The organism is Saccharothrix tamanrassetensis (assembly GCF_014203665.1).
Taxonomy (GTDB): Bacteria; Actinomycetota; Actinomycetes; order Mycobacteriales; family Pseudonocardiaceae; genus Actinosynnema; species Actinosynnema tamanrassetense.
In genome coordinates this window covers 29,781-44,336 of the sequence record NZ_JACHJN010000013.1, presented here as the reverse complement: position 1 = coordinate 44,336, position 14,556 = coordinate 29,781, and the positions used below count along the sequence as shown (strand labels likewise).

15 protein-coding genes are annotated in these 14,556 nt (G+C 72.0%); 9 read left to right on the top strand and 6 right to left on the bottom strand.

Annotation, left to right across the window (positions count from 1 at the left end; translation table 11 throughout):
• The first annotated feature begins 22 nt into the window (after nucleotides 1-22).
• The gene (gene asnB / locus FHS29_RS31905) at nucleotides 23-1,951 is read left to right on the top strand and encodes an asparagine synthase (glutamine-hydrolyzing) (RefSeq protein ID WP_184697289.1); all 1,929 of its coding nucleotides are present in this window, start codon (nucleotides 23-25) and stop codon (nucleotides 1,949-1,951) included.
• 60 nt (nucleotides 1,952-2,011) lie between these two features.
• On the opposite strand, the gene FHS29_RS31900 is transcribed toward asnB, so the two are convergent.
• Entirely contained in the window at nucleotides 2,012-2,512 is a 501-nt protein-coding gene (locus tag FHS29_RS31900; protein WP_184697286.1) for a MerR family transcriptional regulator, read from the bottom strand.
• Nucleotides 2,513-2,593: 81 nt separating this feature from the next.
• On the opposite strand from FHS29_RS31900, the gene FHS29_RS31895 reads away from it, so the two are divergent.
• Nucleotides 2,594-3,775 (top strand): MFS transporter, encoded by a 1,182-nt coding sequence (locus FHS29_RS31895; RefSeq protein ID WP_312865192.1) that lies wholly within the window; start codon nucleotides 2,594-2,596, stop codon nucleotides 3,773-3,775.
• Nucleotides 3,776-3,853: 78 nt separating this feature from the next.
• A complete protein-coding gene (locus FHS29_RS31890; RefSeq protein WP_184697283.1) occupies nucleotides 3,854-4,030 on the top strand; it encodes a hypothetical protein in 177 nt (58 codons plus the stop codon).
• Nucleotides 4,031-4,163: 133 nt separating this feature from the next.
• Here the strand turns inward: FHS29_RS31890 and FHS29_RS31885 are convergent, their stop codons facing one another.
• The gene (locus tag FHS29_RS31885) at nucleotides 4,164-4,538 is read right to left on the bottom strand and encodes a HesB/IscA family protein (RefSeq protein WP_184697280.1); all 375 of its coding nucleotides are present in this window, start codon (nucleotides 4,536-4,538) and stop codon (nucleotides 4,164-4,166) included.
• A gap of 90 nt (nucleotides 4,539-4,628) precedes the next feature.
• On the bottom strand, nucleotides 4,629-5,648 hold the full coding sequence (locus FHS29_RS31880) for a glycerate kinase family protein (RefSeq protein WP_184697277.1): 1,020 nt from the start codon (nucleotides 5,646-5,648) through the stop codon (nucleotides 4,629-4,631).
• A 42-nt stretch (nucleotides 5,649-5,690) separates the two neighbouring features.
• Between FHS29_RS31880 and FHS29_RS31875 the strand changes: the two genes are divergently transcribed.
• Together FHS29_RS31875 and FHS29_RS31870 are read left to right on the top strand one after the other, a co-directional pair.
• Nucleotides 5,691-6,320, top strand: a complete 630-nt coding sequence (locus tag FHS29_RS31875; protein ID WP_184697274.1) for a DUF3043 domain-containing protein — start codon at nucleotides 5,691-5,693, stop codon at nucleotides 6,318-6,320.
• Between the two features lie 195 nt (nucleotides 6,321-6,515).
• Entirely contained in the window at nucleotides 6,516-7,502 is a 987-nt protein-coding gene (locus FHS29_RS31870; protein WP_184697271.1) for an aldo/keto reductase family protein, read from the top strand.
• 118 nt (nucleotides 7,503-7,620) lie between these two features.
• Here the strand turns inward: FHS29_RS31870 and FHS29_RS31865 are convergent, their stop codons facing one another.
• Nucleotides 7,621-7,821 carry a hypothetical protein gene (locus FHS29_RS31865; protein WP_184697268.1) on the bottom strand — a complete coding sequence of 67 codons (201 nt, stop codon included), beginning with the start codon at nucleotides 7,819-7,821 and terminating at the stop codon, nucleotides 7,621-7,623.
• Nucleotides 7,822-7,898: 77 nt separating this feature from the next.
• Here FHS29_RS31865 and cobU point away from each other — a divergent pair, with 77 nt between their 5' ends.
• The 3 genes from cobU to cobS are packed head-to-tail and all read left to right on the top strand — an operon-like array spanning nucleotide 7,899 to nucleotide 10,203.
• Nucleotides 7,899-8,456 carry a bifunctional adenosylcobinamide kinase/adenosylcobinamide-phosphate guanylyltransferase gene (gene cobU, locus FHS29_RS31860; protein ID WP_184697265.1) on the top strand — a complete coding sequence of 186 codons (558 nt, stop codon included), beginning with the start codon at nucleotides 7,899-7,901 and terminating at the stop codon, nucleotides 8,454-8,456.
• Complete coding sequence (cobT, locus tag FHS29_RS31855) at nucleotides 8,453-9,490, top strand: nicotinate-nucleotide--dimethylbenzimidazole phosphoribosyltransferase (RefSeq protein WP_184697262.1); 1,038 nt, start codon at nucleotides 8,453-8,455, stop codon at nucleotides 9,488-9,490. The genes cobU and cobT overlap by 4 nt, the downstream gene beginning before the upstream one ends.
• A complete protein-coding gene (gene cobS, locus FHS29_RS31850; protein ID WP_184697258.1) occupies nucleotides 9,490-10,203 on the top strand; it encodes an adenosylcobinamide-GDP ribazoletransferase in 714 nt (237 codons plus the stop codon). Before cobT ends, cobS begins: the two co-directional genes overlap by 1 nt.
• Here cobS and FHS29_RS31845 read toward each other — a convergent pair whose 3' ends face one another.
• On the bottom strand, nucleotides 10,204-11,304 hold the full coding sequence (locus tag FHS29_RS31845; protein WP_184697255.1) for a branched-chain amino acid aminotransferase: 1,101 nt from the start codon (nucleotides 11,302-11,304) through the stop codon (nucleotides 10,204-10,206).
• A gap of 76 nt (nucleotides 11,305-11,380) precedes the next feature.
• The gene (locus FHS29_RS31840) at nucleotides 11,381-12,634 is read right to left on the bottom strand and encodes an APC family permease (RefSeq protein ID WP_184697252.1); all 1,254 of its coding nucleotides are present in this window, start codon (nucleotides 12,632-12,634) and stop codon (nucleotides 11,381-11,383) included.
• Nucleotides 12,635-12,834: 200 nt separating this feature from the next.
• Between FHS29_RS31840 and FHS29_RS31835 the strand changes: the two genes are divergently transcribed.
• Complete coding sequence (locus FHS29_RS31835; protein WP_184697249.1) at nucleotides 12,835-14,331, top strand: leucyl aminopeptidase; 1,497 nt, start codon at nucleotides 12,835-12,837, stop codon at nucleotides 14,329-14,331.
• The last annotated feature ends 225 nt before the right edge of the window (nucleotides 14,332-14,556 follow it).

Genomic DNA, 14,556 nt, shown 5'->3' with positions numbered 1-14,556 from the left:
ACCCCACGAAAGGTGCGACGGCGTGTGCGGCCTGGTTGGACTGGTTTGCCCTGGCGAGAACGAAGCCGAGCAGGCGCGCTCGGCGGTGGCCGCCGCTATGCGCTGCCAGCGGCACCGCGGCCCCGACGAGACGGGCACCTGGCAGGGCGGCGAGGTGGTGTTCGGCTTCAACCGGCTGGCCATCATCGACATCGAGCACTCGCACCAGCCCCTGCACTGGGGCCCGCCGGAGCTGCCCGGCCGGTACACCGTCAACTTCAACGGTGAGATCTACAACTACCTGGAGCTGCGGGCGGAGCTGACCAAGCAGTTCGGCGCGGTGTTCGCCACCGACGGCGACACCGAGACCATCGTCGCGGCCTACCACTACTGGGGCCCGGCGGCGGTGGCGAAGCTGCGCGGCATGTTCGCGTTCCTGATCTGGGACTCCGAGCGCCGGGTCGTGTTCGGCGCGCGAGACCCGTTCGGCATCAAGCCGCTGTACTACGCGGACGGCCCCGGCGGGGTGGCGTTCTCCAGCGAGAAGAAGTCGGTGCTGGAGCTCGCGCCGACCCTGGGCATCCGCCCCGAGGTGGACCGCAAGGCGCTCCAGCACTACCTGATCCTCCAGTACGTGCCCGAGCCGGAGTCGATGCACGGCCAGATCCACCGGGTGGAGTCGGGCACGTCGTTCACCGTGCAGCCGGGCGGCAAGCCGGTGTTCGAGCGGTACTTCCCGGCCACGTTCCGGCCGCGCGTCGTGCACGGCGAGGCGGACGAGAACCGGCTGTACGACGAGATCACCGAGGCGCTGCGGGACTCGGTGGCCAAGCACATGCGGGCGGACGTGACGGTCGGCTCGTTCCTGTCCGGCGGCATCGACTCGACGGTGGTCGCGGCGCTGGCCAAGGAGCACAACCCGGACCTGATCACGTTCACCACCGGGTTCCAGCGGGCCGGGTACTCCGAGATCGACGTGGCGGCCGAGTCGGCGGCGGCGATCGGCGTCAAGCACGTCGTGCGCGCGGTGACGGCGCAGGAGATGATGGACGCGCTGCCGCTGATCACCTGGTACCTGGACGACCCGGTGGCCGACCCGGCGCTGGTGCCGCTGTGGTTCATCGCCCGCGAGGCGCGCGAGCACGTGAAGGTCGTGCTGTCCGGCGAGGGCGCGGACGAGCTGTTCGGCGGCTACACGATCTACCGCGAGCCGCTGTCGCTGGCGCCGTTCGAGAAGGTGCCGGGCGCGCTGCGCAAGGCGATGGGCAAGGTGTCCACGAAGATCCCGCAGGGCGTGCGCGGCAAGGACCTGCTGCGGCGGGGCGCGCTGACCCTGGAGGAGCGCTACTACGGCAACGCCCGGATCTTCCTGGACGACCAGCTGCGGCAGGTGCTGCGCAGCTACGACCCGAACGTGTCGCACCAGGACGTGACCGCGCAGCCGTACCGCGAGTCGCAGGGCTGGGATCCGGTCACCCGGATGCAGCACGTGGACCTGTTCACCTGGCTGCGCGGCGACATCCTGGTCAAGGCCGACAAGGTGACCATGGCGAACTCGCTGGAGCTGCGGGTGCCGTTCCTGGACCCCGAGGTGTTCCGGATCGCGTCCCAGGTGCCGTCCGAGCTCAAGCTCACCCGGGAGACGACCAAGCACGCGCTGCGCCGGGCGATCCGCGACATCGTGCCCGCGCACGTGCTGAACCGGCGCAAGCTGGGCTTCCCGGTGCCGATCCGGCACTGGCTCAAGGACGAGATGCACGAGTGGGCGATCGACATCGTGCGCCAGTCGCAGACCGACCAGTACATCGACAAGAACGCCGTGCTGCGGGTCATCGAGGAGCACCGCTCCGGGGTGGCCGACAACAGCCGCCGCATCTGGGCGCTGCTGGTGTTCATGCTCTGGCACGGCATCTTCGTGGAGGGCCGGATCCGCCCGGTGGTCCCCGAGCCGCACTACCCGGTCAAGCTCTGACCCGCACGGACGAAAGCCCCCGGCACACCGCCGGGGGCTTTTCCGTCGCCCGCCCGGCGCTCACACCGCGGTCGCCCGGCCGGCCAGGCGCGCCGCGGTCTTGTCCGCCAGGTGACCGCCGGCCCGCCCCGACGCGCCCCGGCCGGCCGGTACTTCCGCGCACTTCCCGGCCAGGTGCTCCGAGCGCCTGGCGTCCAGGATCACCTCCACGTCCGCGACCAGCCGGGACAGGTGGGCGCGGCTGCGCTCCAACGCCTCGATGCGCTGCTCGACGGTGCCCAGTTCGTCCTGGAGCATCTCCAGCAGCGGCACGCAGCCCGCCTCGTCGTCCGGCAGCTCCACCTCCTCGCCGAACGCGTGCGCGAGCACCAGCCGCGCCAGCCGGACGTTGAGGCCCGAAGCGATCAGGCAGCGGACGCTGCGGACGCGTTCCACGTCGGCCTCGTCGTAGACGCGGTAACGGGACTCGGTGCGCTGGGGCGTGAGCAGGCCGTGCTGCTCGTAGTAGCGCAGCATCCGCACGGTCGCGCCGGTCCGCTCACTCAGCTCGCCGATCAGCATGTATTCCCTCCTGGGGACAAAAGAGCCGTCCATCACCCGAGCTTGACCCTGACGTCAGTGTCACACTTTACGGTCGCTCACGTGATCGCCTTCGTCCTGATGCTGTGCGCATTCGCCGTGGGAACCTCCGAGTTCATCGTCGTCGGAGTGCTGCCCGAGGTCGCCTCCGACCTCGACGTCGCCCTGCCGACCGCGGGCCTGCTGGTCACCGCGTACGCCGTGTCCGTCGCCGTCGGCGGACCCGTGCTCACCGTCCTCACCGGGCGCCTGCCGCGCCGGTCCCTGCTCATCGCCGTGATGGTCCTCGCGCTGCTCGCCTCCTCGGCGTGCGCGCTGGCCGGCGACTACACCACCCTGATGGCCGCCCGCATGGTCGCGGCGCTCTCCCAGGGCCTGTTCTTCGCGGTCGCCTCCCAGGTCGCGGTGGCCGCCGTGCCGCCGGAGAAGCAGACCGCGGCCATCGCCAAGGTGGTCAACGGGGTGGCGCTGTCCACCATCCTCGGCATCCCGATCGGCACCCTGATCGGCCAGAACTACGGCTGGCGCGCGTCGTTCGCGCTGGTCGCGGCGCTCACCCTGGTCGGCCTCGTCGGGGTCCTGCTGGGTGCCCCGAAGGTCGACCACGAGCCGGACGCCGGCGTGCGGGCCAGCCTGTTCGCGTTCGGCCGGAAGACCGTGCTGCTCGGCCTGGCCACCACCGTCCTGTCGTTCACCGGCATGATCACCGCGTTCACCTACGTGGCGCCGGCCCTGCGGGACATCACCGGCTTCAGCCCGGCCTGGGTGACCGGCGTGCTGCTGATCTACGGCCTGGGCACCATCGTCGGCAGCACCATCGCGGGCCGCGTCCCGCCGGGCGCCATCGCCAAGGTGCTGCCCATCCCGCTGGCCGCGCTGACCGTGCTGCTGCTCGCGCAGGGCTTCCTGCTGGAGACCAAGGTGACGGCCATCGTGGCGGTGTTCGTGCTGGGCGCGAGCGCGTTCGCCTCGGGCCCGCTGCTGCACACGTTCCTGATGGGTCAGGCGGGCTCGGCGGCCGGCCTGGTGGCGTCGGTGAACATCTCGGCGTTCAACGTCGCCGCGGCCCTCGGCCCGATGATCGGCGGCGTCGTCATCACCAGCGGCCTGGGCCTCCAGTGGACCGCCGCGGTCGGTGCGGTCCCGACCGTCCTGGGCGTGCTGGTCGCCCTGCTCATCGGCCGTCTGGTGCGCCGGGGTGCCGCACCGGCCGAGCCGACGCCGGTGACCCTCGCCCACGCGTAACGCACCCGACAGCCCTACCGGACGGCTACCGTCCGGTAGGGCTGTTGTCAAGGCAAATATCCGCCTAACGTCCCAACGGTGAGGAACACCGAGGCGGACACGCTGGACGAGTTGATCGACGACTGCACCGCGATGCCCGCGGAACTGCGCCCGACGGCCGGGGAACTGCCCGAAATGAGGGCGGCGTCCCCGTCCCCCTGGCAGGTCACCGACGCCTGTGTGGCCCAGGTCGACGACCTGGACGCCTACGTCTGACCCGATCGAGGCCCTCACCCACCAGGTGAGGGCCTCGGCACACGAAAGGCCCCCGCCACCAGGCAGGGGCCTTCGCATCAATCTCGTCGAGCCCTCTCGGGCCCTGTCACGCTCGGTGAACCCGTCTGCCGACTCAGTGGAACGAGTCGCCACAGGCGCACGAACCGCCCGCGTTCGGGTTGTCGATCGTGAAGCCCTGCTTCTCGATCGTGTCCACGAAGTCGATCACCGCGCCTTCCACGTACGGGGCGCTCATGCGGTCCACGGCCACCTTGAGGCCGCCGAAGTCGCGCAGGGCGTCGCCGTCCAGCGTGCGCTCGTCGAAGAACAGCTGGTAACGCAAGCCGGCACAGCCACCGGGCTGCACGGCGATGCGCAGGTGCATGTCGTTGCGGCCCTCCTGGTCGAGCAGCGCCTTGGCCTTCACGGCAGCCGCATCGGTCAGCTTCACGCCGTGGGTGGGCGGTGCGTCAGGAGTCGAGGTCGCTGCATCCTGAGCGGTCGTCATGGCTCTCCCTCAGAGGTCCTTTGCGGGCATCTATCCCCAGCAAACACGGGCGGTACCCGCTTTGTTCCTTACCCCATGCTCCCACAGTCGTCAGGACCGGGAGTGTGACCACTGCCTCGCCACCTCCGAGGCCAGGTCGGACAGCGTCCCGGCCGGGTCGCCCACGGACTTCGCCACGGATCCGGCGTGCTCGGCCACCGAGTACGACTCCCGCACCCCGACCGCCCCGGCCTCCCGCCGACCGACGCTCACCTGACCGGCCAACACCAGGCACGGCAGCCCCCGTTCCGCGGCCCCGCCGGCGACCTCCGTGACGAGCTTCCCGCGCAACGACTGCCAGTCGAAGCTGCCCTCACCGGTGACCGCCAGGTCGGCCGTGTCCAGCGCCTCGTCCAACGACGTCAACCGCCGGACCAACCCGGCCCCGGACGTGACGGAGGCCCCCAACGCCATCAACGCCGCCCCGAGCCCGCCGGCCGCACCCGCCCCGGCCAGGTCCCGCACCGGTTCGAGCACCGCCATCCCCGCCAACCGGGCCTCCAGCCGCTCCACGACCTCCGGCGAAGCGCCCTTCTGCGGACCGAACGCGAACGCCGCCCCGTGCGGCCCGAGCAGCGGGTTCTCCACGTCAGAGGCCGCGACGAGCCGCACACCCACCGCGTCGACCACTTCCAGCAACCCGGCGCCGCCGTCCGTCGTCGCCGAGCCACCGAGCCCCACCACGACCGTCCCGACACCGGCCCGGACGGCCTGCGCGACCAACTCCCCCACACCCCGGGTCGTCACCGTCTCGACCGTCGCGGCCCGCTCCTCCCGGGGGACCAGGTGCAGCCCGCACGCCTGGGCCGACTCGACGTAGGCGGTCCCCTCGTGCTCCAGCCACGACGCGGTCACCGCCTCCCCACGCGGCCCGGTGACCGTCGTCTCGTGCAGCACACCGCCCAACGCAGCGTGCAGCACTTCGACGAACCCAGGCCCGCCATCCGCCAACGGCCGGAGCACCAACTCGTCGGAAGGCACCGCCCGCCGCCAACCGGAGGCGATCGCCTCAGCGGCCTCCCGAGCGCTCAACGTCCCACCGAAGCAGTCCGGCGCAATAACAACTCGCACCTCGCGAAGGGTACGTAACGGGCCATCTCCTACTCTGGGGGCGTGAGGTTCCTGCGCCGCAACGCCGACGAAGCCACTCCGACCGCCGAAGACACCCCGGCGGAGGTGACGCCCGTCGATCCCGCGCGCACAGCAGGCAAGGGCAAGCCGACCCCGAAGCGCCGCGAGGCGGAGAGCAAGCGCCGGGGCCCGGTCCCCCCACCGCCCCGCACCCAGCGCGAGGCGCTCAAGCGCATGCGCGGCAACAAGGTCTCCAAGGAGGAACGCCGAGCCGCCGCCGTGGAACGCCGCCAGCGCATGATGGCCGGCGAGGACAAGTACCTCCTCCCCCGCGACCGGGGCCCGGTCAAGGCCTACATCCGGGACCTGGTCGACTCCCGCCGCAACCTCATGGGCCTCTTCATGCCCCTGGCGATCCTCGTCTTCGTGGCCCTGCTGGTCCCGATGCCCCAGGTCCAGCAGTACGCCACCCTCGTCACCACGTTCATGCTGCTGGCGATGGTCGTCGAAGGCGTGGTCCTGGGCCGCCTGGTGACCAAGCGGGTACGCGCCAAGTTCCCCCAGGACACCACGCGAGGCCTCTCCATCGGCTGGTACTCGTTCATCCGAGCCAGCCAACTACGCCGCCTGCGCGTCCCCAAGCCCCGCGTCACCTACGGCGCCAAGGTCTGAGGCCCACACAGCGCGCCACGCGCGCACCCCTCCCTGCTGCCCACCCACCTTCAAGCTCTTCGAGCTCCAAAGCTCGAAGAGCTTTGCCAGCATCCTCGGCGGCCTGCCCGTCCGGCGAGGACGCTTTTCGCCCTTTGGAGATCCTCACCCCCACTTCATTAGCAACCCGAACGACCGCTCACTAGACTCCACCGCATGGAGTTCCGACGCCTCGGCCGCAGTGGCCTGAACATCAGTGAGATCTCGTACGGCAACTGGCTGACCCACGGTTCCCAGGTCGAGGAAGAGCAGGCCACCGCCTGCGTGCGCGCAGCGCTGGACGCCGGCGTGACCACCTACGACACCGCCGACGTGTACGCCAACACCAAGGCCGAAGAGGTGCTCGGCCGCGCGCTGAAGGGCGAGCGCCGCGAGTCCCTCGAGATCTTCACCAAGGTCTTCTGGCCCACCGGCCCCGGCGGCCCCAACGACAAGGGCCTGGGCCGCAAGCACATCACCGAGTCGATCAACGGCTCCCTGAAGCGCCTCCAGACCGACTACGTGGACCTCTACCAGGCACACCGCTACGACCGCACCGTGCCGCTGGAAGAGACCATGCAGACCTTCGCCGACCTGGTCCGCCAGGGCAAGGTGCTCTACATCGGCGTCTCGGAGTGGAACGCCGAGCAGATCGCCCGCGCCGCCGCGCTGGCCCGTGAGCTGAAGGTCCCGTTCATCTCCAACCAGCCGCAGTACTCGATGCTGTGGCGGGTCATCGAGTCCCAGGTGGTGCCGACCTGCGAGCGCGAGGGCATCAGCCAGATCGTCTGGTCCCCCATCGCGCAGGGCGTGCTGACCGGCAAGTACCTGCCCGGTCAGCCGGTCCCCGCCGGCTCCCGCGCCACCGACGAGAACGGCTCGAAGTTCATCGCCCGCTTCATGCGCGACGAGGTGCTGGAGAAGGTCCAGCAGCTCAAGCCGCTGGCCGAGGAAGCCGGCCTGACCCTCGCGCAGCTGGCCGTCGCCTGGGTGCTCCAGAACCCGAACGTCGCCTCGGCCATCGTCGGCGCGTCCCGCCCCGAGCAGGTCACCGAGAACGTGAAGGCCGCCGGCGTGAAGCTGGAGGCCGAACTCCTCCAGAAGATCGACGCCATCCTCGGCGACACCGTCGAGTCCGACCCGCGGCTCACCGTCACGCCCTGACGCCCCCGCGCACAGGCATCACGGAAAGACCCACCCGACGAACAGTCGGACCACGAACAGACGCACCGACAGACGGACGAACGAACGCCCCGGCCCTGGCTCACCCAGGGCCGGGGCGTCACTCCACCGGCGCCAACGACATCGGCCCGTACACCTCGGACTCGCTCCGCAGCAGCGTCACCTGCGCCACCCCGGCCGCCCGCAGCGACGTCCACTCCACCCCGAACCAGTCCTCGGCCGCCGTCTGATCCGGGAAGACCTCCTGCGGGCCGTCGACTTCCCGCCCCTGCTCGTCCTGGTACCGCCAGCGGTACTCCACGACGGCCTCCTCAAGCTGCCCTCCGGGTAACGTTCCCGGTCAGGCTATGTCGAATGGAAAACCGGATGGGGTGCGGTGTGACGCGTCGGACACTCGTGCTGGGCGGCGCGCGCTCGGGCAAGTCGGCGCACGCCGAAGGCCTGGTCACCGACGACGTCGTCACCTACGTCGCCACCGCCCGCCGCTACCCCGACGACGCCGACTGGGAACTGCGCATCGCCCAGCACGTGGCCCGCCGCCCCACCACCTGGCACACCGTGGAGGCCCCGGCCCCCGGTGACCTCCCCGCCCTGCTCACCGCCACCGCCGAGACCGATCCGCCGATCCTGGTGGACGACCTGGCGACCTGGCTGGCCGGCGCGCTGGACGACGCCGGCGCGTGGGAGGGCCACGGCACCGGCGAGGTCGAACGGCACTGCACCGCCCTGGTCGACGCGGTGTCCCAGACCCGCACCCGGCTGGTCGTCGTCTCCGCGGAGGTCGGACTGGGCGTCGTGCCCGGCACGCACTCTGGCAGGCTCTTCCGGGATCACCTCGGCTCGCTCAACGCGCGGCTGGCCGAGGTCTGCGACGAGGTGCTGCTGGTCGTCGCCGGAATCCCACTGCGACTGCGCGAAGCCGGAGGTAGTCGGTGACCATCGAGTTCCCGCCCGTCCAACCGCCGAACGACGACGTCCGCCGCCAGGCGGTCGCCCGCCACGGGGTGTTGACGAAGCCCGCGGGTTCGCTGGGCAAGCTGGAGGAGTTGGGCGTGTGGGTGGCCGCGTGCCAGGGCGAGTGCCCGCCCCGGCCGTTCAGCCGGCCCCGCGTCGTGGTGTTCGCCGGTGACCACGGCGTGGCCGGGCGCGGCGTGTCGGCCTACCCGAGCGAGGTCACCGGCCAGATGGTGGCGAACTTCCTGGCCGGCGGCGCGGCGGTGAACGTGCTGGCCACCGTCGCCGGCGCGACCGTCCGGGTGGTGGACGTCTCGGTCGACTCCGATACCGCCGTGGGCGAGCACCGGATCCGCCGCGGTTCCGGCTCGATCGACCGCGAGGACGCGCTGACCCGCGAAGAGGCCGAGCAGGCCGTCGAACTGGGCCGCACCCTCGCCGACGAGGAGGTCGACGGCGGCGCGGACATCCTGATCGCCGGCGACATGGGCATCGGCAACACCACCCCGTCCGCCGTGCTGATCGCCGCCCTGACCGGCTCCGAACCGGTCGCCGTGGTCGGTCGCGGCACCGGCATCGACGACCGGGGCTGGATGCGCAAGACGGCGGCGATCCGCGACGCCCTGCGCCGTGCCCGCCCGGTGATCAGCGACCCCGTGCAACTGCTGGCCACCGCCTCGGGCGCGGACCTGGCCGCCGTCGCGGGCTTCCTCGCCCAGGCCGCCGTGCGACGCACGCCGGTGATCCTGGACGGCCTGGTGGTCGGCGCGGCGGCGATCGTGGCCGAGGAACTCGCCCCGGGCTCCCGCGAGTGGTGGGTGGCCGGCCACAAGTCCGCGGAACCCGCGCACGCCCTCGCGCTGAACCACCTGAGCCTGGAACCCTTGCTGGACTTCGACCTCCGGCTGGGCGAGGGCTCCGGGGCGGTGGCAGCACTGCCGCTGGTGGCGATGGCGACGAAGATCCTGGCGGAGATGGCGACCTTCGACGGCGCGGGCGTCTCCGGACCGGCCTGATGCGGCTCGCCCTGTCGTGGCTCACGGTCCTGCCGGTGCGAGTCGACGACGTCGGCACCGCGGCGGCGCGCCGGGCGATCACCTGCGCGCCGGTCGTCGGCGCACTGCTGGGCCTCGCGGCGGCGGGCGCGCTCCACGGCCTCTCCCGGCTGGGCGCGCCCGCCCTGCTCGCCGGCTTCCTCACCGTCGGAGCGCTGGCCCTGGCCACCCGCGGCATGCACTTGGACGGCCTGGCCGACACCGCCGACGGCCTGGGCTGCTACGGGCCGCCGGAACGCGCCCTGCGCGTCATGAAGGACGGCGGGGCGGGCCCGTTCGCGGTGGTGGCGCTGATCGTCGTGCTCGGCGGGCAAGCCGCCGCCCTCCCGGAAGTCCCGTGGACCGCGGTGGTGCTCGCGCTGACCACGGGCCGGGCCGCCTTCGTCCTCTGCTGCCTCCGGGGCACCCCGCCGGCCCGGCCCGAAGGCCTCGGCGCCCTGGTGGCGGGCACGCAGTCCCTGCCGGTCGCCCTGGCCTGGTGGACCGCCCTGGCCGCGGCGGGGTTCCTGGTCGCCCCCTGGCACGGCCCGGTCGCCGTGGTCCTGGCCGGTGCCCTGGTGCTGCTGCTGACCAGGCACACCCGCAAGCGCTTCGGCGGCGTCACCGGCGACGTGCTGGGCGCGGCCTGCGAGACGGCGAGCCTCACCGTGCTCGCCGTCTGCGCCCTGGCGTGATCAGGTCAGCTCGGTCATCCACCCGTGCGAGTCCTCGACCAGACCCTGCTGGATCCCGGTCAGCCGCTCCCGCAGCCGCAGGGTCACCTCACCGGTGGCGCCACCGGAGACGCTGAACTCCCCGTCGGCGTGCTTCACGTGCCCGACGGGCGTGATCACGGCCGCCGTGCCGCACGCGAACACCTCGGTCAGCTCACCGGACTCGGCCTTCTTCTCCCACTCCTCGGTGGAGAACCGCCGCTCCTCCACCCCGTAGCCGAAGTCCGCCGCCAGCCGCAGCAGCGAGTTCCGGGTGATGCCGGGCAGCAGCGCACCGGACAACTCCGGCGTCACCACCCGCGCGTCCGGCCCGGAGCCGAGGACGAAGAACAGGTTCATCCCGCCCATCTCCTCCACCCACCGGCGCTCCACGGCGTCCAGCCAGACCACCTGGTCGCAGCCCTGCTCGGCGGCCTGCGCCTGCGCGACCAGCGAGGCCGCGTAGTTGCCCGCGAACTTGGCCGCGCCGGTGCCACCGGGGGCGGCGCGCACGTACTCGGTGGACAGCCACACCGTCACCGGCTTGAGGCCGCCCGCGAAGTAGGAGCCGGCGGGTGAGGCGATGAGCACGTACAGGTACTCGGTCGCGGGCCGCACGCCCAGGCCCTTCTCGGTGGCGTACAGGAACGGCCGCAGGTACAGCGAGTCCTCGGCCACCGTGGGCACCCACCGGCTGTCCACGGCGAGCAGCTCGCGGATGGACCCCAGGAACAGCTCGTCGGGCAGTTCGGGCATGGCGAGGCGGCGCGCCGACGCGCGGAAGCGCTCGGCGTTCGCCTGCGGGCGGAAGGACGCGATCGTGCCGTCGGGCCGGCGGTACGCCTTGAGCCCTTCGAAGATCGCCTGGCCGTAGTGCAGCACCATTGCCGCCGGGTCCAGTTCCAGCGAGTGGTAGGGCTCGACGCGGGCGTCGTGCCAGCCTTGTTCGCGGTTCCAGCGGATCGTCACCATGTGGTCGGTGAAGTGCTGCCCGAAGCCCGGTTCGGCGAGTACCTCCGCGACCCGTTCCGGGGTCGCCGGCTGCGGGTTGGGGGTCCGGGTGTAAGGCAACGCGGTCGTCATGCCAGCACAGTAGCTCGCACTGGGAGTTCGGAAAATCGCTGTCCCGACGCTCGGACGTCCGACCAACGGCGAAGGGTCAGCCCACCGGTTGCCGGATCCGGCCCAGACCGAACAGCCCGGTCCCCACGGCCAGCCCCACGGCGGTGACGAGCAACGCGTCGGCGGGTGCGCTCATGGCCAGCAGCACGGACATCCCGAGCCCGAAGCACGCCGTGCGCATCGGCCACGTCCGGTCCTCCTGGAGCAGCACGCGGGCGGACGCGTTCGTGAAGCCGTAGTACAACGCCGTGCCGCACGCCCCGACTGCCAGCGCGGTGGCCGGGCTCAGCAGCAGGAACGCCGAGGCGGCGAGCGCGACGCCGATGACGTCGAGCGGCCACTGCGCGCGCATCGCGGGCAGGTCGCCGGTCTCGGTCAGGCCCAGCAGCGTCCGCCGTGCGCCGGCGAGCACGAACACCAGCGACGACACCGCGGCCACGGCCGCGCCGACGGCGAGGACCGGCAGCAGCACCCGGCCGTCCGCGGCGACCAGGGCGTCCCGCAGCGGGGCGGGCGACAGCGCGAGCCGCGCTGCGCCGAGCTGGTGCAGCACCGCGGCACCGACCGCGAGCGCCACCGCGAACACGATCCCGATCAGCGCCGGAACGGCGAAGTGCAGCACCCGGGCGGGAAACGCCCGGTCCTCGTGGGACGGCACGGTGATCCGCTCGAAGCCGGTGAACACCACGAACAGCAGGCCGGCCGCGCCCATGACCCCGTCGAACCCGGGACTCCCGAGACCGGGACCGCCGAATCCGGGGCCGCCGAATCCGGGGCCGCCGAATCCGGGGCCGCCGGTGGTGACCGGGCCCTCCGGCGGTGCCACCGAGAAGCACACCAGCACGACCATCGTCAGCACGCCGAGCCCCACCAGCGCCGACGCCCACCCGATCCGGCCGCGCAGGTACCGGCCGAAGACCGCGGTGGCCACCAGCAACGCCAGGCCCGCCAGGACGCGATCTCGCGGGAACACGTACGCACCGAACGCCCCGGCGAGCGCGGCGGCCACGCCCGCGCGGCCGATCAGGTGCGCGCTCGCGCCGATCCGGGCCGGCCACGGTCCGAGCTGGTTGCGGATGTGGGCGTAGCCGCCGGGGGCGTCCGGGTACGCGCGGTGCTGGTCGGCGGTGGAGAACGCGCAGCAGAGCGCGGTGGTGGCGGCGAGCGCCAACGCCAGGAGGAACCAGGGGCCGGCGAGGGCGGCGGCCGGGCCGAATCCGAGCAGGATTCCGGTCCCCGTGGTGGCGCCGAGCGCGAGCACCACGGCCCCGGCACGGGGCGTGACTGTCACCGCCCCACGGTGTCATACGGACCGGGTGACTGCGAACACCCGCCCGGTCGACCCTCATTCGTGTTAATTGTTACTCCCCGCGATCGCAGGTGCCGCCGTCACCTGGGCGAACGAGACCTTTAGCATTCTTCACGATCCACCCACGTTCCCGCCGCACGACCAGGAAGTGCCGGGAGGACCCTCCCCGTCAAGGAGCCGCAGTGACCGCGCCCAAGCTGGCCATCACCGACAGTGACCCGAGTACCACGAACGCCGACGCCGTAGTGGTGGGGACCATCCAGGGCCCGGACGGACTCGCCCTCGCGGGTGCGGCCGACGCGGTGGCCGCCGCGTTCGACGGCGGCCTGCTGACCGTCCTGAACACCGTGGGCGCCACCGGCAAGGCCGACGAGGTCGTGTCGGTGCCCACGTTCGGCAAGATCGGCGCGCCCGTCCTGCTCGCCGTGGGACTGGGCAAGCCGACCGACGGCGTCGTGGGCGAGGAGCAGGTGCGCCGGGCGTCCGGTGCCGCCGCCCGCGCGTCGACCGGCAAGAAGCGCGTCGTGACGACGTTGTCCGCGCTGCACCTCGGTGCCGCGGTCGAGGGCACGTTGCTCGGCGCGTACCAGTTCACCGCCTACAAGTCCGCCGCCGGCGACGCGCCCGTGGCACGGGTCGACCTCGTCGCCCCGGCGGAGGGCACGATCAAGGCCCACCGCGCCGCGGTGAAGGCCTCGACCGCGATCGCGGAAGCCGTGGCGGCCACCCGCGACCTGATCAACACCCCGCCCAACGACCTGTTCCCGGCGTCGTTCGCGGAGCGGGCGACCGCGCTGGCCAAGGGCCTCGACGGCGTCGAGGTGGAGGTGCTGGACGAGAAGGCGCTGCGCAAGCAGGGCTTCGGCGGCATCCTCGGCGTCGGCGGCGGTTCGTCCCGCCCGCCGCGCCTGGTCCGGATCACCTACCGGGGCGCGAAGGCGGGCAAGAAGGTCGCCCTGGTGGGCAAGGGCATCACGTTCGACACCGGCGGCATCTCGATCAAGCCCGCCGCCGGGATGGACGAGATGACCTCCGACATGAGCGGTGCCGCCGCGGTCGTCGCGACCGTGCTGCTGGCGGCGAAGCTCAAGTACCCGCTGGAGGTCACCGCGTGGGCCCCGCTGGCGGAGAACATGCCGTCCGGCACCGCCTACCGGCCCGGCGACGTGCTGACCATGTACGGCGGCAAGACCGTCGAGGTGCTCAACACCGACGCCGAGGGGCGGTTGGTGCTGTCCGACGCGATCGTGCGGGCCTGCGAGGACGGACCCGACTACCTGATCGAGACGTCCACGCTGACCGGCGCCCAGGTGGTGTCGCTGGGCAAGCGCACCGCCGGCGTCATGGGCACCGAGGACTTCCGGGACCGGGTGGCGGCGCTGGGCCGCGCGGTCGGCGAGCAGGCGTGGGCCATGCCGCTGCCGGACGAGCTGCGGGCGGACCTGGACTCGCGGCTGGCCGACATCGCCAACGTCGCGGGGCACCGGTTCGGCGGCATGTTGGCGGCCGGGATCTTCCTGCGCGAGTTCGTGGCCGAAGGTGTGCCGTGGGCGCACGTCGACATCGCCGGGCCGTCTTTCCACACGGGTGCGCCTTACGGCTACACGACCAAGGGCGGCACCGGCGTACCGGTCCGCACGCTGGCTGCCGTGTTGGCGGATATCGCCGCCAACGGCTGATCGGGGTTCCTCCGAGCAGCAGCGGGACACGCCCGCGGGTGGCACGACGCCACCTGCGGGCATCCCGTATTTCCAGTTCACCGGCGCACGAAGGAGTTCGAGAGACCCCGCTGCCGCCCGGGCGGCTCTGCAAGAATCATCGTGACGGTCGCGCCGAAGATTTCCGGCCGCCCTCGTAGAAGCGCTGACGAATTGAAATCAAAACGTCGCGGAATCGGCGACGCG